Genomic DNA, 21,596 nt, shown 5'->3' on the forward strand with positions numbered 1-21,596 from the left:
ATGAATCAAAAAGCGTATTTTGGGGAGTTTGGAGGGAGTTTTGTGTCAGAATTGTTAGTGCCTGCATTAAGAGAATTAGAACAGGCGTTTGATGCGTGTTTGAAAGATGAAGAATTCCAAAAAGAGTATTTTCGTCTTTTAAAAGATTTTGTGGGCCGTCCCAGCCCTTTAACCTTGTGTCAAAACATCGTTTCTAACCCTAAAGTCAAGCTTTATTTAAAACGAGAGGATTTAATCCATGGCGGGGCGCACAAGACTAATCAAGCCTTAGGGCAAGCCCTTTTAGCGAAAAAAATGGGTAAAACAAGGATTATTGCTGAAACAGGTGCTGGGCAGCATGGCGTGGCGACGGCTATCGCTTGCGCGTTATTGAATTTAAAATGCGTGATTTTTATGGGAGGCAAAGACATCAAGCGCCAGGAAATGAATGTTTTTAGAATGTGCTTATTAGGCGCTGAAGTGAGAGAAGTTAATTCAGGGAGTGCGACGCTTAAAGACGCTGTGAATGAGGCCTTAAGAGATTGGGCGAGCAGCTATAAGGACACGCACTATTTGCTAGGCACAGCCGCTGGGCCACACCCTTACCCCACAATGGTCAAAACCTTTCAAAAAATGATAGGCGATGAGGTTAAAAGCCAAATTTTAGAAAAAGAAAACCGCTTGCCTGATTATGTGATCGCATGCGTTGGAGGGGGGTCTAACGCTATAGGGATATTCAGCGCGTTTTTAAACGATAAAGAAGTGAAACTCATAGGCGTAGAGCCAGCCGGATTAGGGCTAGAAACCAATAAGCATGGGGCGACTTTGAATAAGGGGCGTGTGGGGATTTTGCATGGGAATAAAACCTATCTTTTACAAGATGATGAAGGTCAGATTGCAGAAAGCCACAGCATTAGCGCCGGGCTTGATTATCCAGGTGTGGGGCCAGAACACAGCTATTTAAAAGAGATTGGGCGTGCGGTTTATGAAAGCGCAAGCGATGCTGAAGCGCTAGAAGCCTTTAGTTTGTTGTGCCAAAAAGAAGGCATTATCCCTGCACTAGAAAGCTCGCACGCCTTGGCGTATGCCTTAAAACTCGCTCAAAAATGTGCGCAAGAAAGCATCATTGTAGTGAATTTAAGCGGTCGGGGGGATAAGGATTTAAGCACCGTTTATAACGCTTTAAAAGGAGGTTTAAAATGAGGTATCAAAACATGTTTGAAACCTTAAAAAAACACGAAAAAATGGCGTTTATCCCGTTTGTAACCTTGGGCGATCCTAATTATGAATTGAGTTTTGAAATCATTAAAACCCTAATTACTAGCGGGGTGAGCGCTTTAGAATTGGGGTTTGCTTTCTCAGATCCGATAGCGGATGGCATTACCATACAAGCGAGCCATTTAAGAGCGTTAAAACACGCTAGCATGGCTAAAAATTTCCAGCTTTTAAAAAAGATTAGAGGCTATAACGATGATATTCCCATAGGGCTTTTAGCGTATGCGAATTTAATTTTTTCTTATGGCGTTGATGGCTTTTACGCTCAAGCTAAAGAATGCGGTATAGATAGCGTTTTAATAGCGGACATGCCCCTAATAGAAAAAGAATTAGTCATCAAATCCGCTCAAAAACACCAAATCAAGCAAATCTTTATCGCCAGTCCTAATGCGAGCGTTAAAGATTTAGAACAAGCCGCTACGCATTCGCAAGGCTATATCTACACTTTAGCCAGGAGTGGGGTTACAGGGGCGAGCCGTATTTTAGAGAATGACGCGAGCGCTATTATTAAAACCTTAAAAACCTTTAGCCCTACCCCAGCCTTATTGGGCTTTGGCATTTCTCAAAAAGAACACATCACAAACGCTAAAGAAATGGGCGCTGATGGCGTGATTTGCGGCTCAGCGTTAGTCAAAATCATAGAAGAAAATTTAAACAATGAAAACGCCATGCTAGAAAAAATTAAAGGGTTTATAGGAGGAATGATTTTTTAAGGCTTTTAGGCTTTGTTGCGTCAAAAAATTAAAGATCGCAGATTAACAATCATCATCAGGTTTTATTGCATGCGCGTTATTATTGGGTGTATTTTTCTAAATCTGTGAAAGGCACTGTTCTTGTTGTATTGGGCTTTCCGATTCTAGGCATACCATTCACCAAATGTGTAGCGCAGTCAGGCGTTAGTGCAGGAAATACTGCCATAAGCCTAACAACAATATAAAAGTAGCCTTGTAGTGTGGTTGATAGCGGCTTAAAATCGCAGGCATTTTGATAATAAAAAAGGCTAATTTTTATACATACCAAGCCATAAGCGACTATGGTCTTTTTAGGGTGTTAGAAACCCCTTTTACTTTGCCCAGTTTTAAAGGGGAGCAAATCTCGCTTTTTAGCTTGGATTTTAAAGCCCAATTCACTTCCAAAAACCTCAAATACCCCTTAAAAAACTTGCGTTTAAAAACGCTCTTTTCTGGATCGCTCAATGAAGCTACAGATCATTTTTTTAGCCTTAGCTCTATCCCTAAATCGGTGGTGTTGGTGTATCAAAAATTCTTATAAGAGGGTTTTGCTAGGCAAGTTTTTGTCTGTATATTGTGTCAAGTTAAGAAGCGTTTGAGTTAGCAAATAGAGAAAGATTGATTCAGTTTCGCTTTGCGTGGAGGTGGTAGGTTTAGTGTTTTTAATGTGCATTGTGTGGCGGACACAATAATAAGAGTTCATATTTTTTCAACAAAACCACTACAAAGCGAACAAATCAACCCACTACCCATATCGGCTAAAATCCAAAGTAATTTAACATAAAGGAATAGCCAAATCTAGCGTGTCTCAAAATACACTTGAATCCATCTGGCTCAATTTCCAGCAGTTGGATTTCTTAAAATCATCAAACCAATTAGAAGCCTTAATAAAAATGTAAGGAATACCGCTCAAGTAAAGACAGAAAAATCTATTTGAACGATGAAGTTTAGGCGATTCAAGAATACAACAGGGTCATTAAAGGGTGGGATAAAAGCCAGTGCGAGTTTTGAATTTATTTTGATTTTTTAAAATTGGGGTTTTAGTTACTTTATTTTTGCAGTTTGGAGGTTATCGCTTAACTAAGCTCTTTTATATTTTGATTACAGAAAATGCTTTTTAGATTTTTTAAATTTCATGATCAATAAAACAAAGTCAAAGCTTCTGAGCACTTCTTTTAAAAGAATAAAATCAAAGCGATAACCACCAACCAAGACTAAATCTTGGCTAGCAGTTCATCAAATTTCATACAAATTCAATGGTGGCTAGAGTGGAAGCGTCCCCTCTTCTAAAAGTGGTGCGTTGGATTCTAGTGTATCCGCCATTCCTTTGCGCGTATTTGGGCGCGATTTCAGTTACAAGCTTGTGGGTGGCTTCTTTGTTTTGCAAATACGCAAAAACATGGCGGTGTGCGTTAAAATCGCCCACACGAGCCGCTGTCGTTAATTTCTCAATGTAACTGCGCAATTCCTTAGCCTTATAAATCCCTGTTTCAATTTTGTTATGCTCAATCAAAGCGATCGCTAAATTCTTTAATAACGCCTTTCTGTGCGAGCTGGTTCTCCCAAGCTTGCGGTATCCGTGTTTGTGTCTCATCAGTCGTTACCTCCTTTATCTTCTAATTTTTCTAATCTTTTCTTTAAACTCTCTCTTTGTTCATGGCTTAATTCTGTGCCTACCGGATAGCCCAAATCATTCAATTTTTCAGCGATTTCATCATAGGATTTTTTGCCCATGTTTTTCACGCCCTTAAGCTCTTCTTCGCTCATCAAAACCAATTCGCCCACATACTTGATGCCGATTTTATCCAAGCAATTAAAACACCTAGCGCTCAAATTCATGCTTTCAATTTTAGCACTCAAGTCTTTAGCGTCATCTCTTTGAGCGTAATCGCCTGAATACTCCGTGTTAGCAATAGGTTTTTCACCAAAAACGCCTAGTTGCTTGCTCATCACTTTCACCGCTGATAGAAACGCTTTATAAGGGTCAATCTGTCCGTCTGTTTCAATATCAAAAATGATTTTTTCATAGTTGGGATCGCCCTCAACCAAAACATTTTCAATCTCATAAACGACCTTTTTAATCGGCGTGAAAGAGCCGTCTAGTGGCATGTAGCCCTCAGGCATCAATTCCCTTGTGTTTTCGCTTGGGACATACCCCATTCCTTTATAGATAATGAGCGAAAAATTCAATTGAGCGTCTTCGTTGATTGTCGCTAGGGGCATTTCCGGATTGACGATTTCTATATGCTCAGAATTCAAATCCCTAGCCCTAAGCTCCATAGGCCCTTTAAAAGAATAATCCACCACAACCGATTGGTTTTCCAAAGAGCTATCCTGCCCCACTAACGCCTTGGCTATAAAGCGGATATTCTTTAAATTCATGATAAAAAGCGACACATCTTCAGTAACCCCCCTTAATGAGTCAAACTCATGATGCACGCCTTCAATCTTTAAACCCACAGGAGCATACCCCACAGAGCTTAAAAGCAAGAGCCTTCTAATAGGATGAGCGAGCGTAACAGCGTAACCAAACTCAAATGGAGCCAGAGAAATCTTAACCCGATTGCCCTCTTTCTCTAGCACCTTAATTTCTGATGGGATCAAAGGTGCTGTTTTGATAACTTTCATGCTCTAACCCCTTACTTAGAATACAATTCTACAATGAGTCTTTCTTCAATAGGGACAACCACTTCTTCTCTTTCAGGGTAGCGGGTGAAGATGCCGTATTTTTTATCTTTTTCCACATCAATCCATGGCACAATTCCTGTTTGAGCTGTCAGTTCCATCGCACGCACCACTTGAGGGTTGCTCTTGGTTTTTTCTTTAATCTCAATTTTTTGCCCTGAACGCACGAAATAAGAGGGAATATCCAAACGCTTACCATCCACAAGCACATGCCCATGCGTTACCAATTGCCTAGCAGAGCTTCTAGTGGTCGCAAACCCCATGCGATAGACAACATTGTCCAATCTTCTTTCAATCAAGCGGATAAGGTTTTCACCCGTATTGCCGTCCAAGCGATTGGCTTCCACAAAAATACTCCTGAATTGCTTTTCAGAAATGCCATACATCATTTTAGCTTTTTGCTTTTCTTTCAACTGCAACCCGTAATCAGAAGTCTTAGTGCGTCTTTGCCCATGCTGGCCTGGCCCATAAGCTCTCTTATCTAGCGCGCTCTTCCCGCTCAACCGCCTTTCACCTTTTAAAGCTAAAGAAACCCCAAAACGCCTTTCTAGTCTTTCTACTGCGCCTCTATATCTTGCCATAAAGCCTCCTTACACTCTTCTTCTTTTAGGGGGTCTGCAACCATTATGAGGGAGCGGGGTGATGTCTTTAATCCAAAGCACTTTAACGCCCTCTGTCGCACCCACGCTCTTAATAGCGGTCTCACGCCCACTACCTGGCCCTTGAACCTTAATGCCCACTTCTTTAACGCCATGCTCTTTAGCCTTGCTTAGAGCGCTTTCTACAGCTTGTTGGGCCGCATAAGGGGTGGATTTCTTAGAGCCCTTAAACCCTAAACCGCCCGCCGTACTCCAGCAAATCACATTGCCCATTTCATCAGTGATAGTGATGTTGGTGTTGTTAAAGGTCGCTGAAATATAAACAACCCCTCTAGCGATATTCTTTTTGACTACTTTCTTTTTAGCCGTTACATTTCTCTTAGCCATTAAATCATCATCTCCTTATTTGCTACTTGCTGCCCACGGTTTTTTTCTTACCCTTACGAGTCCTAGCGTTATTTTTGGTGGTTTGACCTCTTACAGGAAGACCCTTACGATGCCTGATCCCACGATAATTCCCTAAGTCCATTAAAGATTTAATATCCATTTGAACTTTTTTACGCAAATCGCCCTCTACTAAGTAGCTTTGCTGGATTTTTTTAGCGATACTAGACACTTCATCTTCGCTCAATTCATGCACACGTTTGTCAAAAGAAATGCCTACCGCTTCTAAAATCTCTCTGGAACTCTTAAGCCCAATCCCATAAATATAGGTAAGGGCATACTCTACTCTTTTCTTTTTTGGTAAATCCACACCAGCAATCCTTGCCATGCTTTATCCTTGTCTTTGTTTGTGTTTGGGGGTAGCGCAGATCACTCTAATAACGCCCCTTCTTTTAATGATTTTGCACTTATCGCACATCTTTTTCACTGATGGCCTGACTTTCATGATTTTTCTCCTTTGAAAAAATTAGGCACTACTAAAAACTTTTATACTAACATATTTTCATTGAAATAACCCTTAAATTCATTTATATCTAAAAGTTATCCGACCTTTGTCTAAGCTATAGGGCGTAAGCTCTAGCTTGACCCTATCGCCTAAAGCAATCCTAATATAGTGCATGCGCATCTTTCCAGAAATACGGCACAACACCACATGCTTATTGTCTAACTCCACCTTAAAAGTGGCGTTAGGCAACGCCTCAATCACTTTCCCATCCACTTCTATAACATCATCTCTTGCCATTAACGCTCCGTAAGAATCACTGCTTTATTGCCAACTATGGCGATAGTATGCTCATGGTGGCTTGTGTTAAGCCCATCCACTGAAACCACGCTCCACTTATCCGCTAGTATTTTAGGCTCGCCCTGTTTTTGACACACCATAGGCTCTAAGCAAAATACCATGCCCTCTTTGATTTTAGGGCCGCTATTAGCTTTGACGCCTTTTTCTAGGTAGTTGGGGATTTCTGGCTCTTCATGGGGTTTTTTACCAATGCCATGCCCGCAAAATCCTTTCAAAGGCACAAAGCACCTTTCTGTAATAGCGCCCTCTAAAATCTGGCTCAACTCTTTAAAATGCATGCCCACTCTAATTGAGTTAATGGCATGCATCAAGCTCTCTTTAGAGCAAGCGAGCAATTTTTCATCTTGCGGGCTTATTGCGCCTATGGGAAGCGTGAGGGCTGAATCGCCATAATAGCCATCCACCTCCACCCCCAAATCCAAGCCTATAATATCCCCTTCTTGTAAAACATAATCCGTAGGAATGCCATGAATGACCACCTCATTTAAGGACATGCACACAGAGTTAGGGAAACCATACAGCCCCTTAAAAGCAGGCCTAGCATGAGAGGATTTGATAAAATCTTCAGCCATTTTATCCAGCTCTAAAAGTGAAACCCCAGGCCTTACTTCTCGCTCTAAAAGGGCTAACGCTTGAGCGGTTAATTCCCCGGCTTTTCTTAGAGCTTTGATTTCTTTTGGGCTTTTAATAGAGATTGCCATTAAAAACCTACCGCGCTTAAAGTTTTATACTTGCTCATATAAATTTGCGCTTCAATCTTTTTCATGGTATCAATAGCGACTTGAACCACAATCAGCACCGCCGTGCCTCCAAAGTAAAAAGGCACGCCCATAGCCTTAACCAAAATCCAAGGCACGGTAGAAATGAGTGCTAAATACAACGAACCCCACAAAGTGAGCTTGCTCGCTACAGCATTCAAAAACGATGAAGTCCCCTCTCCAGGCCTAAGCCCTGGAATATACCCGCCATTACGCCTCAAATTGTCTGCAATATCCTTAGAATTGAACACGATAGAAGAATAAAAGTAAGCAAAAAAGATAATGAGCAAGAACATCAAAATATTATACGCATACCCTTGCGGGCTTAAAAAATCCGCAATCGCTTGCAAGGTTTTGTTGCTTGTGGCTTGCTGTAAAATCGTAGAAGGGAACACGAGCAAAGCTGAAGCGAAAATAGGGGGGATCACCCCGCTTAAATTCAACTTGATAGGAATGTAATTCATGATGCGCTTGTTTTGGTTTTGCATCACCACTTTACGCGCATAAGAAATAGGGATCCTGCGCTCAGCTAATTCCACATAGATAATCGCAAAAATCGTCGCTAAAACAATCAGCACAATACCAATGAGCATTAAGATATTGATCACGCCCGTATTGACTAAATTGAATGTGCCTGAAATGGCTGACGGAATCCCTGAAACAATCCCGGCAAAAATAATAAGGCTAATCCCATTCCCCACGCCCCTTTGCGTGATTTGCTCCCCTATCCACATGAGCAGCATTGTCCCTGTAAGCATAGAAAACGCTGAAACGATCATAAAGACTTGCATATCAATCATGATCGCTCCATTGGCTCCTCCGCTAATGCTCCTTAAGCCCACTGAAACGCTCACCGCTTGGATTAGGGTGATTAAAATGGTCAAATAGCGCACGATTTGCATGTATTTTTGCATGCCGTCTCGCTCTTTTTTCATTTTAGCCAGGTTAGGGAAAGTTGCGCTCAAAAGCTCCATGATAATGGAAGAAGTGATATAGGGCATGATACCCAAAGAGATGATGCTCAAGCGAGAAACCGCATTCCCGCTAAACATGTTGAACAACCCCAAAGCGTTGTTGGAATTGCTGTCAAAAAAAGCCTTGATCGCTGCTAAATCTACGCCAGGAATGGGGATATAAGCTAAGACTCTGTAGAGAAATAAAAAACCCAAAGTGATGAGTATCTTACTAGCAATGGCTTTATTCATAACCTATTCCTCTTAAATCAAGCTGATACAACAGGGGCATTACTTCTGCCCACTTGTTTTGATTCTCTCATCTTTAATTTTAGAAGCTAGGTTTTTAGCGTCTTTACCGATCAATTTCACGCCTTCAATATAAAGAGGGAAATGGTGTAAAGCGCGCAAGCTTGAAAAAGTGATTTCTTCTAAATTTTTAATCGCTTCATTCTTTTCTACATTGATAGAATAGATATGAGAATCTTTAGTCCTAAAACCTATTTTAGGCAAACGGCGTTGTAAGGGTTGCTGCCCTCCTTCAAAGCCTCTTTTAGCCTTATAACCTGTCCTTGCGGTTTGGCCTTTACCGCCTCTTGTAGCCGTTTTTCCCATGCCGCTTCCTTGACCACGGCCCACTCGTTTGATTTTTTTAACGCTACCTTTAGCCGGTTTTAAATTTTCTAATCCCATTATCATATCTCCTTTTTAACTACGCCTTGATTTTAGCTAAAGCGTCAAAAGTCGCGCGCACCACATTATAGGGGTTGTTGGAGCCTAAAGATTTGGTTAGAATATCCTTAATGCCTGCTAATTCCACGATAGGGCGCGTTGAACCCCCAGCAATCACTCCCGTTCCCTCACTTGCCGGTTTGAGTAAAATACGGCTTGCGTTGTATTTATGCTCAATGTCATGAGCGATAGTCGTGCCTTTAATGGTTACATGAATCAGGTTTTTAAACGCATCATCTACCGCTTTTTTAATCGCATCAGGGACTTCTTTAGCCTTGCCTAAACCAAAGCCTACAAGCCCATTTTTATTGCCCACAACCACTAAAGCGTTAAAACGAAACCGCCTACCGCCCTTAACCACTTTGGTTACACGGCCAATATTCACGACGACTTCTTGAAACTCTTCTCTGTTAATCTCTTCCATACCTTTCCTTTCTGTCATAGAGCGATCCCGTTCTCTCTCAAGCTTTCAGCAAACGCTGCCACCACGCCATGATAGAGATAACCATTCCTGTCATAAACCGCTCGCTCAATCCCTGCTTTTTTCAATTCTTCAGCAAAGAGAGCGCCTAATTTTTTAGCGTCTTCTTGCGTGTTTTTAAAACCCATTTTCCTGCCATCAATATGCGTTATAGTGCTTTGTTTCACATCATCAATCGCTTGCGCATAGAAATAGCGATTCGAACGAAAAACGCTCACCCTAGGCCTTAATTTATCGCCTAAGAGTTTGCTTTTAATCCTTAATTTTCGGCGATCCCTTAAGGCTTTCTTTTTATACAATGCTTTTGCGTTCATCACTTCACCTTATTTATTTTTTAGCTGTCTTACCAGCTTTTCTAATAATGACTTCATTGCTGTATTTCACGCCCTTGCCCTTGTATGGCTCTGGGGGTCTGAAGCTCCTGATTTCAGCGGCGACTTGCCCTACTTTTTGCTTATCGCTCCCTTTGATAGTGATCGTGTTTTTTTCCACCACCATTTCAATCCCTGCTGGAATGGGGTATTTCACCGGGTGGCTAAAACCCAAACTCAAATCCAAAGTTTTATTGCCCAAAGCCACCTTATAGCCCACGCCATTGACTTCTAAAGTCTTACTGAAACCGGTGCTTAAGCCTGTTACAATGTTGTTGGCTAACGCCCCATAAGTCCCCCAATAAGCCCTAGACTGCGCGTCTTCGCCCACAGGCTGGAAGCTCAATTGGTTGTTTTCAAGCGTGATTTTCACGCGGTTGTGAGTTTCTAGCTCATGCTTTTCTTTGCTGTTTTTAAAAAGAAGCTTGCTCCCTTCAACGCTCGCTTGCACAGAGCTTGGAATTTCAATGATTCTTTTCCCAATTCTTGACATTTTCAATCCTTTACCAAATGCTGCAAAGCACTTCGCCACCGACATTCTGTCTGTAAGCTTCTTCGTTGGTGATCACCCCTTTAGAAGTGCTTACCACAATCACGCCATAGCCATTTTTAAAGCGCTTCAACTCGTTTTTTTGCTTATACACACGACGACCGGGCTTGCTTAAGCGCTTCACTTCGCTGATTTTTGAATGCCCTTTTTCATCATAAGCCAATTGCACATAAACCGATTGTTTCTTGTCTTTATCTTTGACATTGAAATCTTTAATGAAACCTTTTTCTTTAAAAATCTCTAAAATAGAAACCACGATCTTTGCGTAATAAAGCTGTGTGAATTCTAAGCGGCGCATAGAAGCGTTTCTCAAACGAGTTAATGAATCTGCAATTATATCATTTACCATATCTTATCCTTACCAACTGGCTTTTCTCAAGCCTGGGATGAGTCCCTCACTGCCCATTTTTCTTAGGCACACCCTACAAAGTCCAAAATCCCTATAAACCGAATGAGGTCTCCCACAAATGCGGCACCTAGTATAAGCCCTTACTTGGAATTTTGGTTTCCTTTGAGCCTTTGCTATCATTGATTTTTTAGCCATATTAACCCCTTATCTCACTTTTGCAAAAGGCAATCCAAGCAATTCTAACAACTTGAACGCTTCTTTATCGTTGTTTGTAGAAGTTACCATAGTGATGTTCATGCCATGACTGACCATAATATCATCATAAACCACTTCCGGAAAAATCAACTGCTCATTGATCCCAAAGGTGTAATTCCCACGCCCGTCAAAACCATTTCGTGAAATCCCTCTAAAGTCTTTCACTCTGGGTAACGAAATCACAATCAGCTTTTCTAAGAAATTATACATGCGTTTATTCCTTAAGGTAACTTTCGCCCCTACCGCCATGCCTTCTCTGATCTTAAAGCCTGCAACGGATTTTTTCGCTTTAGTGATAACCGCTTTTTGCCCTGCAATCAAAGAAATCGTTTGCGCGATATTTTGCATGATTTTCATGTCTTTTGCATGAGCCCCAGCGCCCACGCTGATAACGATTTTTTCCAGCTTGGGCAAAAGCATGGGGTTTTTAATGTCTAATTCTTGAGCGAGTTTTGCCCTCACTTCACTTTGATAAAATTGTTTCAAACCAAACATGTATCCAACTCCTTAAGCTTTTTTCACATTAGAAATGTGCATGGGCTTTTCTTTATGGATAAAGCCCCCTTTAGGGTTATCATCAGTAGGTTTAATCGCTTTTTTCACCACTTTACACCCTTCAACAACCACTTGAGAAGTCTTAGGCAACACCGCTAAAACCTTAGCGACCTTACCCTTATCGTCTCCTGCAATGACTTTCACCATGTCATTTTTTTTGATTTCGCTTTTCATTATACAACCTCCGGCGCTAGAGAAATGATTTTCATGAAATTAGCGTAACGCACTTCTCGGCTCACTGGCCCAAAAATCCTTGTGCCAACAGGATCTTTTTTAGCGTCCAAAATCACCGCTGCATTGTCATCAAAACGCACCAAAGAACCATTTTTCCTTTGGATTTCTTTTTTCGTTCTCACCACAACAGCTTTGACGACTTGACCGCGTTTCACCTTACCATTAGGGATAGCTTTTTTCACGGAAGCCACGATCACGCTACCCACGCTCGCATAGCGTTTGTGGCTGCCCCCTAACACCTTAATACACATGATTTCTTTAGCGCCGCTATTGTCAGCGACATTCAATCTTGTAAAACTCTGTATCATGCTTATACTCCCACTACTAAAATTTCTTTAAGCGTGAAGGACTTGGTTTTAGAAAGCGGTCTGCACTCAATCGCGCTCACAAAATCCCCTACTTTCACCTGATTGTTTTCATCATGGATGGTGTATTTTTTGAACTTTTTAACAATCTTGCGGTATTTTTCATGCACCACTTTTCTTTCCACAAGAATCACAGCGCTTTTTTCAGCAAACTTGCTGATAACCTTGCCTTGCACCAGCCTTTTATGCGGCTCTTTCGTATTCATTGCTTACCCTTTTTTTACTCAACGCTAGAAGAATAATGCGCGTTAATAGCCGTATTAATGCGAGCGATATTTCTTCTGGCTTTCTTAATCTCGTTAGGATTACTCAATTGCATGGTCTTTAACTTAACGCGCAACTCAAAAAGCTCCGCTTTCTTAGCATGCAACAACTCTTCTAATTCCTTGATACTTTTATCTTTCAATTCAGTATATTTCATTTTCGCTCTCACAAGTTACAATTTTGGTTTTAAAAGGAAGTTTGCTCTGAGCTAGCGCTAAAGCTTCTCTCGCTAGTCCTTCTTCAATGCCTAGCATTTCATAAACGATCCTGCCTGGCTTGATATTCATCACCCATTTTTCCACAGAACCTTTACCTTTACCCATCCTCGTTTCTAAAGGTTTGGCGGTTAAAGGCTTATCAGGAAATACTCTAATCCACACCTTACCCGCTCTTTTAATGTGCCTTGTCATAGCCACCCTTGCGGATTCAATCTGGCGTGAGTCAATCCTCCCATGCTCTATGGCTTTAATCGCAATATCCCCAAACGCAATGGAATTACCACGATGGGCTTTCCCGCGATTGCGCCCTTTCATTTGCTTTCTGTATTTTGTTCTTTTTGGCATTAACATGATTATTGCCTCCCTCTTCTGCTTCTTCTAGGCTCTCTTTCTTCTTTAGCCTCTTCTTTTTTCTCAAATTGGATGCCTTTTTGCAAAACTTCCCCTTTGAAAATCCACACTTTCACGCCAATAATACCATATACCGTCATCGCTTCAGCAAAGCCATAATCAATCTTAGCCCTTAAGGTGTGTAAAGGCACGCGCCCTTCCATATACCATTCGGTGCGAGCGATTTCAGCCCCTGCTAAACGGCCAGAAACGCGCACCTTGATCCCTTTAGCACCGGATTTTAACGCCGCTTGCATGACCTTTTTCATTGCGCGGCGGAAAGCGACCCTTTTTTCTAGCTGGGTGGCCACATTTTCTGCGGCTAATTGGGCGTCAGCTTGGGGGCGTTTGACTTCTTTAATATTAATGGAGACTTCTTTTTTGATGAGCGTTTTTAGGCCTTCTTTGACTTTTTCAATATCCACGCCTTTTTTACCGATGATAAGCCCTGGGCGAGCCGCTACAACCGTAACACGCAGTTTTTTAGCCGCTCTTTCAATCACAATCTCGCTCACGCCAGCATAATAAAGCTCTTTTTTAAGGAATTTCCTAATCTTATTGTCTTCATCAATATTGCTTGGAGCGGTGCGAGCGCTAGGGAACCATCTGGAAGTCCAATTCCTATTAATACCTAATCTTAAACCTACCGGATTAACTTTTTGTCCCATGCCCTACTTACCTTCTGCTTGATTTTTTTTATGGCTTTTAGAAGATTTCATTTCTTTCCCTTCTGCTACTTCTACGAATACATGAGATGTTGGCTTTCTAATGGCTGTGGCTCTGCCTTTAGCCCTTGGAATGGAGCGCCTAAGCACAGGGCCAGCATCCACTCTGCAAGAAACAATCAGAGCGCTCTTGGCGTCTAAAGAGCCGTTAGCGACCGCAGAAGCCACCACTTTTGAAAGCACTCTAGCCGCTTTATTGGGCGTAAATTCCAAACTAGCGATCGCTAATTCAGCGTTCATGCCTTGAATCTGTCTTGCAATCAATCTGGCTTTAGTAGGAGATAACCGCACAAATTTTAATAACGCTTTACTCATTCTACCCCCTTACTTGCCAATCTTTTTTTGGACACTGCCTTTGTGCCCTTTAAAAGTTCTTGTAGGAGCGAATTCCCCTAACTTATAACCCACATGGTTTTCTGTGATATACACAGGGACAAAAACCCTTCCGTTATGCACATTATAAGTAAAACCAATCATTTCAGGCAAAATGGTGCTTCTTCTAGACCATGTTTTAATTGGGCGGTTATCCTTACCCTCTTTTGCCTTGAGCGTTTTTTTCATCAAGTGGTCGTCTATAAAAGGACCCTTTTTAATTGACCTAGACATTCTTTAACCCTTTATTTATGTTTCTTTCTGGAAATGATGAGCTTGTCGCTAGCTTTTTTCTTTCTAGTTTTATAGCCCTTAGCTGGAGTACCCCAAGGCGATACAGGATGGCCGCTTGTCCCTGTTTTACCCTCACCCCCACCATGCGGGTGATCCACTGGGTTCATTGCGCTCCCGCGAGTTTGTGGGCGAATGCCTCTGTGGCGGTTACGCCCTGCCTTACCGATAGAGACATTGATAAAATCCTCATTCCCCACCACGCCAACACTCGCCATGCATTCGCTTAAAATGTAGCGCATTTCAGAGCTTGGCATTCTAAGGATAGTGTATTTATTTTCCCTACCCATGATTTGAGCGCTCATCCCAGCGCTTCTGGCTAATTGCCCGCCAGCCCCTGGATGCATTTCAATGTTATGCACCACCGTTCCTATAGGGATATTTTTTAATTTCATCGCAAAGCCCACTTTAATATCCAAACCGCCTTCAGCAGCGATAACGCTATCGCCCACTTTCAAACCGCTTGGCTGTAAAATGTAGCGTTTGTCCCCATCAGGATAGACTACAAGAGCGATGCGCGCGTTTCTGTAAGGATCATACTCAATCGCAGCCACTTTCCCTTCAATATTGTATTTGTTGCGCTTGAAATCAATAATGCGATAGAGTTTTTTAGCCCCTCTCTCTTTGTGGCGGCTGGTGATGCGCCCGTTATTGTTTCTCCCTGCTGTTGCTTTAAGCTTAGTGAGTAAGCCTTTGACACTGCTTTTTGCGGTAATGTCTTTAGAGTCCAACACCGACATGAAGCGTCTGCTTGGGGTGTAGGGCTTATAAGTTTTAATCGCCATAACGCTTTCTCCTTTCTTAAGCGCCAAGGGCGGCAATGCTAGCGCCCTCTGGAACTTTCACATAAAATTTCTTAAACGACTTTCTTTGTCCAAGCTTCCCTCTAAAGCGTTTCACCTTACCCTCTTGTTTCAAAGAATTGATTTTCAAAGGCTCAAAGCCAAAGTAAGTTTTAAACACTTCTTTAAGCTGGTTTTTGGTTACATGTTGAGCCGTTTGAACCACTAAAACGCCTTTTTCTTGCAATCCTAATGACTTTTCAGTGTAAAGAATTGACTTTATATCCATGATGTCTGCCATTTTTTACTCCTCTGTCTTATCTTGCACCACATGCTGAAACGCTGCTTCTTCCATCACTACAGAACTAAACGCTGCCAAAAGATAAGCGTTTAACTCGCTCACATCAACAATAAGGCATTTTTTAAGGTTACTAAAGGCCAACTCGGTGTATTCGTCCATGTTCATGCACACAAACAAAGTGTCTCGTTGCTCTAAAGCCTGGAACATTTGGTTGGCTTCTTTAGTCAAATGCTTCCTCTTATTGTCTTCAACCACGCCTTTTATAGCGATTTTTTCCACCACAAAAAGCTTATTCGCTTGCGCTTTTTCTTCTAAAGCGTATTCTAAAGCCAAGCGTTTTTGTTTTTTGTTGATTTTAAGGTTGTAATTGCGCTCATTCGTAGCCCCATGAGAGACACCCCCACCCACAAACACAGGCGAAGTGATGCTCCCTGCTCTAGCTCTTCCGCCCCCTTTTTGCGCCCAAGGCTTCCTACCGCCCCCACTCACTTCAGCGCGGTTTTTACTTTTAGCGGTATTAGCGCGCGCAGAAGATAAATAATGTTTCACGTAAAGATAGAGGTTATGGCTGTTGATACTCTCATATCTTTTAGGTAACTCCACGCTACCCTTTTCTTTCAAATGGCTGTCTAAAACGATGGCCTTACTCATATCAAACCCTTTATATTATATTCAATGTATGGTTTTATACTGCTCTAATGCGTCCATAAGCCCCAGAAAAGCCGGCCACTGAACCCTTTAGCACTAACACCATACTTTCTTTATCAAAAGAGAGCACCTCGTTTTGGCAAGTAACTAGCTCATTGCCATAATGCCCTGCCATTTTCCTACCCTTTTGCACTCTTCCTGGCCATTCTCTGTTACCAATAGAACCAGGGCGGCGATGGAAACGGCTCCCATGCGCTGCAGGCCCGCCTTGGAAATTCCAACGCTTCATCACCCCCGCAAAGCCTCTTCCCTTCGTTTTAAAGCTCGCTTTAACCCTTTTAAGCGTTTCTAAAGCGCTCAAATCCAAATCGCCCAACTCTTGTTGTTGGGAAGCTTTTAAGGTAGCGAAATGGTTAAACTCTTTGCTGAGCTGGTATTTCTTTTGCTGGCCTTCAATCGCCTTATTGTGTTTTTTATGCATCGCATAGGCCACCAAAGCTTTCCCGTTTTCTAGCTGGCACACTTTCGCTTGCAAGACTTTAAGCAAGGTTACAGGCGTGCTGTTAGCATCAATGGTGCGGCTCATGCCTATCTTTTGAACTAAAAATTCCATATCTAACCCTTATTTTATGATCTCAATGCGTTAGGACTACTTCGTTTCCATAGAAGTTACTTCTACATCCACTTCAGGAGCTAAATCCAACTTCATCAAGCTATCCACGGTTTCTGGGGTGGCCGAAATAATATCAATCAATCGGCTATAAACCCTAATCTCAAACTGCTCTCTTGAATCCTTATTGACATGCGGGGAGCGCAAAACGGTGTAACGCTTATTCTTAGTCGGTAAAGGGATAGGCCCTCTAATTTCAGAACCTGAACGCTTTACAGCCTCCACGATAGCCACAACAGATCGATCCAACACTCTATGGTCATAAGCTTTGAGCTTCAACCTGATTTTTTCCATAAACTCTCCTAAAAGAACTCGTTTTATTCACTGCTGAAGCAGAATAAAACAATAAAATAAAAACTGAAATACTACTCAAAATGCGCCCTTTAGTCAATAACTTTTGCTATTTTTAGGGCTTTTTAGAGATTTTTACTTCCTTTTTATAAGGAAATATAAAAAAAGGCGCTACGATTATCTTATTCAATCCCCTTTGTAAGGAAGTTCATGCCCCTTTCTTGCTTGCACCCTTTTGGGCCTTTTGAAACCCCTAAAGAGCCGGCGTTAAACAACCCGCTTTTAAACCCACCTTCAAGCGATAAGATCTGTCTTTTAGGGCCGATGGAATCCGGTAAAACCACTTTTGCCCTCAAACTAGCGAAGGATTTCAAAAACCCTGTGTATATCAATTGCAACGACATGCGTTTGAATAAAAATCTCTTAAGCTCGTGGCTTTTAAAATGGCATTTAGAAAAGAAAATGGACTTGCTCATTTTAGATCGTATTGATCGCCTGGATTTCAGCCTGCCTAAACTCCCCAAAATTATTCTTATCCCTAATTATTTAAGCCCCATAACAGCGCCCGATTTTAGTTTGTGCTATGCGTTAGGGTTGAGTTTTAAAGAATACGGCAGCTTTTTCAAACCCAACACCCCTAAAAACACCCTGTTTAACCGCTTTTTAAGAGACGGCAACGCTTTAGATTCGCTTTTTATAGAAAACGAGCAAGAAAAAATCCTAAAAAAACAAGAAAATATCAAACTAATCTTTCAGGCTTACGCCCCCTTAATGGCTAAAATCTGTGCACATCAATCCAAATTTGTGAGCGCTTTTTATCTTTATACGCAACTCAAAAAAGAGCTTAAAATTTCTAAAGACACCCTTTATAAATTTTTACACGCGCTAGAAAAACAACGCATCCTTTTTTTAGTCCCCAGTTTTGAAAGCCATAAAACCAAATTGTATCTGTGCGATTTTGCCTTGCCTTATAGCCTAACTCCCAGCCCCTCGCTTTTAAGCGTTTTTGAAAACATGGTTTTTTTAGAGCTTTACAAGCAATTCCCAAATTACGAGCTTTACTCCCATGACAATGGGATTTTTATTTTGCATAAAAATTCTACCGACAAGCTCGCCCTCATCGCCCACGCTTTCCCCACGCCCCATTTTTTAGAAAAACAGCTTCTATGGTGCCATGAGCATGGGTTTTTTAATATCGTGGTGGTTTCTATCAACGCCCCCATTTCAGCAACTAGTCTCCCCTACAAACACCTTAATTTCATTGATTTTTCTTTGGATATTCAATCTATTTTGATATAATAGTTATTATGTATTTATGTATTTATGTATTTATGTATTTATGTATTTATGTATTTATGTATTTATGTATTTATGTATTTATGTATTTATGTATTTATGTATTTATGTATTTATGTATTTAATATTATTACTAAAATTTTTAATTGATTATTTAATATTTTTTATCTTTTCTTAAGCTAACCCACTATAAGCTATCCTGGTATTTCGCCTTTTTGGGAAATACCGCCTACCCTAAAAGCGTAGGGCATTTTTAATATTCTTTTGTAGAAAGGAAGCTATAATGAACGCATTGAAAAGATTAAGTTTCTGCACCTTGTTATCCTTAGGTCTTTTCGCTCAAGCAGCGCATGCTGAGAGTTTAAAAGACACGATCAACTATCCTGATTGGCTTAAAGTCAATCTTTTTAACAAAAAGAACCCGCCCAATCAATATGTCGGATCGGCTTCAATTTCTGGTAAAAGAAACGATTTTTATTCCAACTATATTCCCTATGATGACAAATTGCCCCCTGAAGAAAACGCTGAAAAAGTGGCTTTTTTAAGGGCTAAATTGAACGCTTACAGCTCGTTAGAAAGCGTTTTAATCACTACCAAAATGCGCAATCGCATTGTTAAAGCGTTTCAAGTTAAAAATAACGTTATCAGCCATTTATTTGGGCTTGTTGATTTTTTAGCGTCTAAATCCATTTTAGCCAAAAGGTATGTGGATGCCATCAACCATCGTGTGTATGTTATGGTGCAATTCCCTTTCATTCAGCCTGAAGATCTCATCGCTTACTTTAAAACCAAACGCATCAACCTTTCTTCAGCGAGCACTACCAATCTCAGCACCATTTTAAACAAGGCGTTGTTCCACATCTAGGGGTTTGGTTTGAAATCATGAGCGGTTTTTAAGCGTGAAGCTATGCCGATGAAAAGGCGTAGCCCCTAGCTTACTCATCGCTTCTATATGTTGTTTAGTCCCATACCCGCAATTCTTATCCCAGCCGTATTCCTTAAACAAAGCGTGCAATTCTAACATTTCTCTGTCCTTAGCAGCTTTCGCTAAAACAGACGCCATAGCGATTTGAGCGATTGTTTCATCGCCCTTGATGATGGTTTGTATATTAGGGTAGCGTTTATTCAAGCCAAACGCCGTGTTGCCATCTATCTTTATTGTATTAGCTAAAGAGCAACCATTTTCTACAATCTCTTCAATAGCGAGTTTCAAACACGCCCCTAAGCCTAAGTTATCAATTTCATTCGCGCTTTTTTTAACCACGAAAAACCCCACCTCATCATGCGTTTTGATTTTATCTTCTAAGAAAAAGCGCTTTTTGGGGCTGAGCTTCTTACTATCCTTAAGCCCCATTTTTAGAAATTCTAAGGCTGTTTTTTCACTGCACACCACCCCCGCCACAAAAAGCGAACCGGCCAAACACCCCCTACCCGCTTCATCAATGCCTAAAATCATTTTTACGCAACCCAACCGGTATCAAAATCCCTACTCATGCGCTCCATGCGTTCTCCTACTTTCTCTTAGCTTCTTAATAAACTCTGTCAATTCTTTTTCAAAGTTTTTCACGCTTTTTCTGTCGCTTGGCGATGAGGGGATAGTCAAAGAATACGCCCCATCAGTTAGCTTGGCATGCTTGCTTCCAGATTCCAAATAAAGATTCAAATCTTTATTGTCATGCAACGCCTCTTTTAAGATCTTACGAATCTCTTTGCTATGAGTGGCTTCTTCAGGATTCATCTCGCACGCCCACCCAAGGTCTCAAGCCTTAGGCCCGATCATCTTTTCAGGCACCACGAATTTGTCAAAATCTTCAGCGCTCAAGAGTTTCAATTCCACCGCGCTTTCTTTTAAAGAAATGCCTTTTTTGTGGGCGTTTTTAGCGATCTTAGCAGCGTTTTCATAGCCTACATGCGGGTTTAGGGCGGTTACTAGCATTAAAGAATGGTGCAAGTAATAATCAATTTTTTCTTTATTAGGCTCAATACCGATCGCGCAATGAATATTGAAACTTTCCATGCTGTCGCTCAATAGCCTTAAACTTTGCAAGAAATTATAAATAATCACCGGCTTGAACACATTCAATTCAAAATTACCCTGACTGGCCGCAATGCCAATAGCGGTATCATTCCCCATCACTTGCACCGCCACCATTGTCATCGCTTCGCATTGCGTGGGGTTGACTTTACCGGGCATAATAGAACTACCCGGCTCGTTTTCAGGGATATTAAGCTCGCCCAAACCACAGCGCGGCCCGCTTGCAAGCCATCTAATATCGTTAGCGATTTTCATTAAATTCGCCGCTAAAGCCTTAAAAGCCCCATGCGCATAAGCGATAGCGTCATGGCTAGTGAGCGCGTGGAATTTATTGGGTGCAGAGATGAATTTCACGCCGCTAAACTGGCTCAATTCTTCAGCCACTTTTTCACTCAATTCTTTATGAGCGTTTAGCCCGGTGCCTACGGCAGTCCCGCCTATGGCTAATTCCCTTAAATGCTCCAAACTCTCTAAAATTTGTTGTTTAGAATGCTCTAGCATGCTCGCATACCCGCTAAATTCTTGCCCCAAAGTTAAAGGCGTAGCGTCTTGTAAATGCGTGCGCCCGATTTTGACAATCTCTTTAAATTGTTGGCTTTTGTCTTTAAAGGTTTTTAACAGATTCTCTAAACTGGGCAGTAGTTTGTGCGTGATTTCTAGAACGCTCACAATGTGCATTGCGGTAGGGAAAGTGTCGTTGGAGCTTTGAGACATGTTCACATCATCGTTAGGGTGGATGAGTTTTTTCTCTCTAAAATTACCCCCTAAAATTTCGGTAGCCTTATTGGCAATGACTTCATTGAGGTTCATGTTCGTTTGAGTCCCGCTCCCTGTTTGCCATATCGCTAGGGGGAATTCGCCACACAACTCGCCTTTTAAAATGCAATCGCACGCTTTGATAATGGCTTGCGATTTTTCCAGGCTTAATTTCCCCAACTTGTAATTAACTACCGCCAGACTCCTTTTGAGTTTGGCAAACGCGCCAATGAGTTCTTTAGGCATTTTCTCAGTGCCGATCTTAAAGTTTTCAAAACTGCGTTGCGTTTGAGCCCCCCAGTATTGGCTGTCATTTACTTTGATTTCGCCCATCGTGTCATGTTCGATTCTAAATTGCATACTAATCCTTTGAAATTTGATTTTAAAACCTTAAAAAAATAGCATAAACTCTTATACCTTCTACTTAAAAACCTTAATT

General features: G+C 41.5%; 36 protein-coding genes and 1 pseudogene. 5 read left to right on the top strand and 32 right to left on the bottom strand.

What is annotated here, in order from left to right; all coding sequences use genetic code 11:
- The 3 genes and pseudogenes from trpB to EAL44_RS02780 all read left to right on the top strand — a co-directional run.
- Positions 1-1,182, top strand: coding sequence for a tryptophan synthase subunit beta (gene trpB, locus EAL44_RS02765; protein WP_121074461.1), 1,182 nt, complete (start codon positions 1-3; stop codon positions 1,180-1,182).
- A complete protein-coding gene (trpA, locus tag EAL44_RS02770; protein WP_121074464.1) occupies positions 1,179-1,967 on the top strand; it encodes a tryptophan synthase subunit alpha in 789 nt (262 codons plus the stop codon). The genes trpB and trpA overlap by 4 nt, the downstream gene beginning before the upstream one ends.
- A gap of 304 nt (positions 1,968-2,271) precedes the next feature.
- A pseudogene (locus EAL44_RS02780) lies at positions 2,272-2,526 on the top strand (hypothetical protein); the annotation flags it as partial.
- 702 nt (positions 2,527-3,228) lie between these two features.
- On the opposite strand, the gene rplQ reads toward EAL44_RS02780, so the two are convergent.
- The 29 genes from rplQ to rpsJ form a co-directional block, all read right to left on the bottom strand.
- Positions 3,229-3,579 carry a 50S ribosomal protein L17 gene (rplQ, locus tag EAL44_RS02790; RefSeq protein ID WP_001216119.1) on the bottom strand — a complete coding sequence of 117 codons (351 nt, stop codon included), beginning with the start codon at positions 3,577-3,579 and terminating at the stop codon, positions 3,229-3,231.
- Complete coding sequence (locus tag EAL44_RS02795; RefSeq protein ID WP_120858866.1) at positions 3,579-4,613, bottom strand: DNA-directed RNA polymerase subunit alpha; 1,035 nt, start codon at positions 4,611-4,613, stop codon at positions 3,579-3,581. Before EAL44_RS02795 ends, rplQ begins: the two co-directional genes overlap by 1 nt.
- Positions 4,614-4,624: 11 nt before the next feature.
- Entirely contained in the window at positions 4,625-5,251 is a 627-nt protein-coding gene (gene rpsD / locus EAL44_RS02800; protein WP_000135258.1) for a 30S ribosomal protein S4, read from the bottom strand.
- Between the two features lie 9 nt (positions 5,252-5,260).
- Complete coding sequence (gene rpsK / locus EAL44_RS02805) at positions 5,261-5,656, bottom strand: 30S ribosomal protein S11 (protein WP_001129289.1); 396 nt, start codon at positions 5,654-5,656, stop codon at positions 5,261-5,263.
- Between the two features lie 22 nt (positions 5,657-5,678).
- Complete coding sequence (rpsM, locus tag EAL44_RS02810) at positions 5,679-6,041, bottom strand: 30S ribosomal protein S13 (RefSeq protein WP_000090809.1); 363 nt, start codon at positions 6,039-6,041, stop codon at positions 5,679-5,681.
- Between the two features lie 3 nt (positions 6,042-6,044).
- The gene (rpmJ, locus tag EAL44_RS02815) at positions 6,045-6,158 is read right to left on the bottom strand and encodes a 50S ribosomal protein L36 (RefSeq protein WP_000868339.1); all 114 of its coding nucleotides are present in this window, start codon (positions 6,156-6,158) and stop codon (positions 6,045-6,047) included.
- 78 nt (positions 6,159-6,236) lie between these two features.
- Positions 6,237-6,455 carry a translation initiation factor IF-1 gene (infA, locus tag EAL44_RS02820; protein WP_000090248.1) on the bottom strand — a complete coding sequence of 73 codons (219 nt, stop codon included), beginning with the start codon at positions 6,453-6,455 and terminating at the stop codon, positions 6,237-6,239.
- Positions 6,455-7,216, bottom strand: a complete 762-nt coding sequence (gene map / locus EAL44_RS02825; RefSeq protein WP_121074473.1) for a type I methionyl aminopeptidase — start codon at positions 7,214-7,216, stop codon at positions 6,455-6,457. The genes infA and map overlap by 1 nt, the downstream gene beginning before the upstream one ends.
- Positions 7,216-8,478: a preprotein translocase subunit SecY gene (secY, locus tag EAL44_RS02830; protein ID WP_001030180.1), complete on the bottom strand. Its 1,263-nt coding sequence runs from the start codon at positions 8,476-8,478 to the stop codon at positions 7,216-7,218. The genes map and secY overlap by 1 nt, the downstream gene beginning before the upstream one ends.
- A 39-nt stretch (positions 8,479-8,517) precedes the next feature.
- Entirely contained in the window at positions 8,518-8,919 is a 402-nt protein-coding gene (rplO, locus tag EAL44_RS02835) for a 50S ribosomal protein L15 (RefSeq protein ID WP_000522167.1), read from the bottom strand.
- Between the two features lie 19 nt (positions 8,920-8,938).
- Positions 8,939-9,382 carry a 30S ribosomal protein S5 gene (gene rpsE, locus EAL44_RS02840; RefSeq protein WP_001860543.1) on the bottom strand — a complete coding sequence of 148 codons (444 nt, stop codon included), beginning with the start codon at positions 9,380-9,382 and terminating at the stop codon, positions 8,939-8,941.
- A 14-nt stretch (positions 9,383-9,396) separates the two neighbouring features.
- A complete protein-coding gene (rplR, locus tag EAL44_RS02845; RefSeq protein WP_000991865.1) occupies positions 9,397-9,753 on the bottom strand; it encodes a 50S ribosomal protein L18 in 357 nt (118 codons plus the stop codon).
- A 13-nt stretch (positions 9,754-9,766) separates the two neighbouring features.
- On the bottom strand, positions 9,767-10,303 hold the full coding sequence (gene rplF / locus EAL44_RS02850) for a 50S ribosomal protein L6 (protein ID WP_000086604.1): 537 nt from the start codon (positions 10,301-10,303) through the stop codon (positions 9,767-9,769).
- Between the two features lie 10 nt (positions 10,304-10,313).
- Positions 10,314-10,709, bottom strand: coding sequence for a 30S ribosomal protein S8 (gene rpsH / locus EAL44_RS02855; RefSeq protein WP_000245805.1), 396 nt, complete (start codon positions 10,707-10,709; stop codon positions 10,314-10,316).
- Between the two features lie 9 nt (positions 10,710-10,718).
- On the bottom strand, positions 10,719-10,904 hold the full coding sequence (locus EAL44_RS02860; protein ID WP_001085694.1) for a type Z 30S ribosomal protein S14: 186 nt from the start codon (positions 10,902-10,904) through the stop codon (positions 10,719-10,721).
- A gap of 9 nt (positions 10,905-10,913) precedes the next feature.
- Positions 10,914-11,459: a 50S ribosomal protein L5 gene (gene rplE, locus EAL44_RS02865; protein WP_121074476.1), complete on the bottom strand. Its 546-nt coding sequence runs from the start codon at positions 11,457-11,459 to the stop codon at positions 10,914-10,916.
- Between the two features lie 12 nt (positions 11,460-11,471).
- Positions 11,472-11,693 (bottom strand): 50S ribosomal protein L24, encoded by a 222-nt coding sequence (gene rplX, locus EAL44_RS02870; RefSeq protein ID WP_000834238.1) that lies wholly within the window; start codon positions 11,691-11,693, stop codon positions 11,472-11,474.
- Complete coding sequence (rplN, locus tag EAL44_RS02875) at positions 11,693-12,061, bottom strand: 50S ribosomal protein L14 (protein WP_000616110.1); 369 nt, start codon at positions 12,059-12,061, stop codon at positions 11,693-11,695. Before rplN ends, rplX begins: the two co-directional genes overlap by 1 nt.
- 2 nt (positions 12,062-12,063) lie before the next feature.
- On the bottom strand, positions 12,064-12,324 hold the full coding sequence (gene rpsQ / locus EAL44_RS02880; RefSeq protein ID WP_001092746.1) for a 30S ribosomal protein S17: 261 nt from the start codon (positions 12,322-12,324) through the stop codon (positions 12,064-12,066).
- Between the two features lie 14 nt (positions 12,325-12,338).
- Positions 12,339-12,539, bottom strand: a complete 201-nt coding sequence (rpmC, locus tag EAL44_RS02885) for a 50S ribosomal protein L29 (RefSeq protein WP_000877894.1) — start codon at positions 12,537-12,539, stop codon at positions 12,339-12,341.
- Positions 12,526-12,951 carry a 50S ribosomal protein L16 gene (rplP, locus tag EAL44_RS02890; RefSeq protein ID WP_000928961.1) on the bottom strand — a complete coding sequence of 142 codons (426 nt, stop codon included), beginning with the start codon at positions 12,949-12,951 and terminating at the stop codon, positions 12,526-12,528. The genes rpmC and rplP overlap by 14 nt, the downstream gene beginning before the upstream one ends.
- A gap of 2 nt (positions 12,952-12,953) precedes the next feature.
- A complete protein-coding gene (gene rpsC / locus EAL44_RS02895; protein ID WP_000529972.1) occupies positions 12,954-13,658 on the bottom strand; it encodes a 30S ribosomal protein S3 in 705 nt (234 codons plus the stop codon).
- Positions 13,659-13,661: 3 nt separating this feature from the next.
- On the bottom strand, positions 13,662-14,030 hold the full coding sequence (gene rplV, locus EAL44_RS02900) for a 50S ribosomal protein L22 (protein ID WP_000030349.1): 369 nt from the start codon (positions 14,028-14,030) through the stop codon (positions 13,662-13,664).
- Positions 14,031-14,039: 9 nt separating this feature from the next.
- Complete coding sequence (rpsS, locus tag EAL44_RS02905) at positions 14,040-14,321, bottom strand: 30S ribosomal protein S19 (protein WP_000091385.1); 282 nt, start codon at positions 14,319-14,321, stop codon at positions 14,040-14,042.
- An 11-nt stretch (positions 14,322-14,332) separates the two neighbouring features.
- Positions 14,333-15,163, bottom strand: a complete 831-nt coding sequence (rplB, locus tag EAL44_RS02910) for a 50S ribosomal protein L2 (RefSeq protein ID WP_000985811.1) — start codon at positions 15,161-15,163, stop codon at positions 14,333-14,335.
- Between the two features lie 16 nt (positions 15,164-15,179).
- On the bottom strand, positions 15,180-15,461 hold the full coding sequence (locus EAL44_RS02915) for a 50S ribosomal protein L23 (protein WP_000763611.1): 282 nt from the start codon (positions 15,459-15,461) through the stop codon (positions 15,180-15,182).
- Positions 15,462-15,464: 3 nt separating this feature from the next.
- Positions 15,465-16,112: a 50S ribosomal protein L4 gene (gene rplD, locus EAL44_RS02920; protein WP_121074479.1), complete on the bottom strand. Its 648-nt coding sequence runs from the start codon at positions 16,110-16,112 to the stop codon at positions 15,465-15,467.
- Between the two features lie 34 nt (positions 16,113-16,146).
- Complete coding sequence (gene rplC, locus EAL44_RS02925) at positions 16,147-16,722, bottom strand: 50S ribosomal protein L3 (protein ID WP_000395323.1); 576 nt, start codon at positions 16,720-16,722, stop codon at positions 16,147-16,149.
- A gap of 36 nt (positions 16,723-16,758) precedes the next feature.
- Entirely contained in the window at positions 16,759-17,073 is a 315-nt protein-coding gene (rpsJ, locus tag EAL44_RS02930) for a 30S ribosomal protein S10 (protein ID WP_000411561.1), read from the bottom strand.
- A gap of 207 nt (positions 17,074-17,280) precedes the next feature.
- On the opposite strand from rpsJ, the gene EAL44_RS02935 reads away from it, so the two are divergent.
- Complete coding sequence (locus tag EAL44_RS02935; RefSeq protein WP_121074482.1) at positions 17,281-18,369, top strand: ATP-binding protein; 1,089 nt, start codon at positions 17,281-17,283, stop codon at positions 18,367-18,369.
- A 280-nt stretch (positions 18,370-18,649) separates the two neighbouring features.
- The gene (locus tag EAL44_RS02940) at positions 18,650-19,231 is read left to right on the top strand and encodes a hypothetical protein (protein WP_162970329.1); all 582 of its coding nucleotides are present in this window, start codon (positions 18,650-18,652) and stop codon (positions 19,229-19,231) included.
- A gap of 15 nt (positions 19,232-19,246) precedes the next feature.
- Here EAL44_RS02940 and EAL44_RS02945 read toward each other — a convergent pair whose 3' ends face one another.
- The 3 genes from EAL44_RS02945 to fumC are packed head-to-tail and all read right to left on the bottom strand — an operon-like array spanning position 19,247 to position 21,517.
- Complete coding sequence (locus tag EAL44_RS02945) at positions 19,247-19,822, bottom strand: ribonuclease HII (protein WP_162970332.1); 576 nt, start codon at positions 19,820-19,822, stop codon at positions 19,247-19,249.
- A 30-nt stretch (positions 19,823-19,852) separates the two neighbouring features.
- On the bottom strand, positions 19,853-20,104 hold the full coding sequence (locus EAL44_RS02950; protein WP_121074491.1) for a hypothetical protein: 252 nt from the start codon (positions 20,102-20,104) through the stop codon (positions 19,853-19,855).
- 21 nt (positions 20,105-20,125) lie between these two features.
- The gene (fumC, locus tag EAL44_RS02955) at positions 20,126-21,517 is read right to left on the bottom strand and encodes a class II fumarate hydratase (protein WP_121074494.1); all 1,392 of its coding nucleotides are present in this window, start codon (positions 21,515-21,517) and stop codon (positions 20,126-20,128) included.
- Between the last annotated feature and the right edge of the window lie 79 nt (positions 21,518-21,596).

The organism is Helicobacter pylori, assembly GCF_003637685.1.
In the GTDB taxonomy this organism is placed as follows: domain Bacteria; phylum Campylobacterota; class Campylobacteria; order Campylobacterales; family Helicobacteraceae; genus Helicobacter; species Helicobacter pylori_CJ.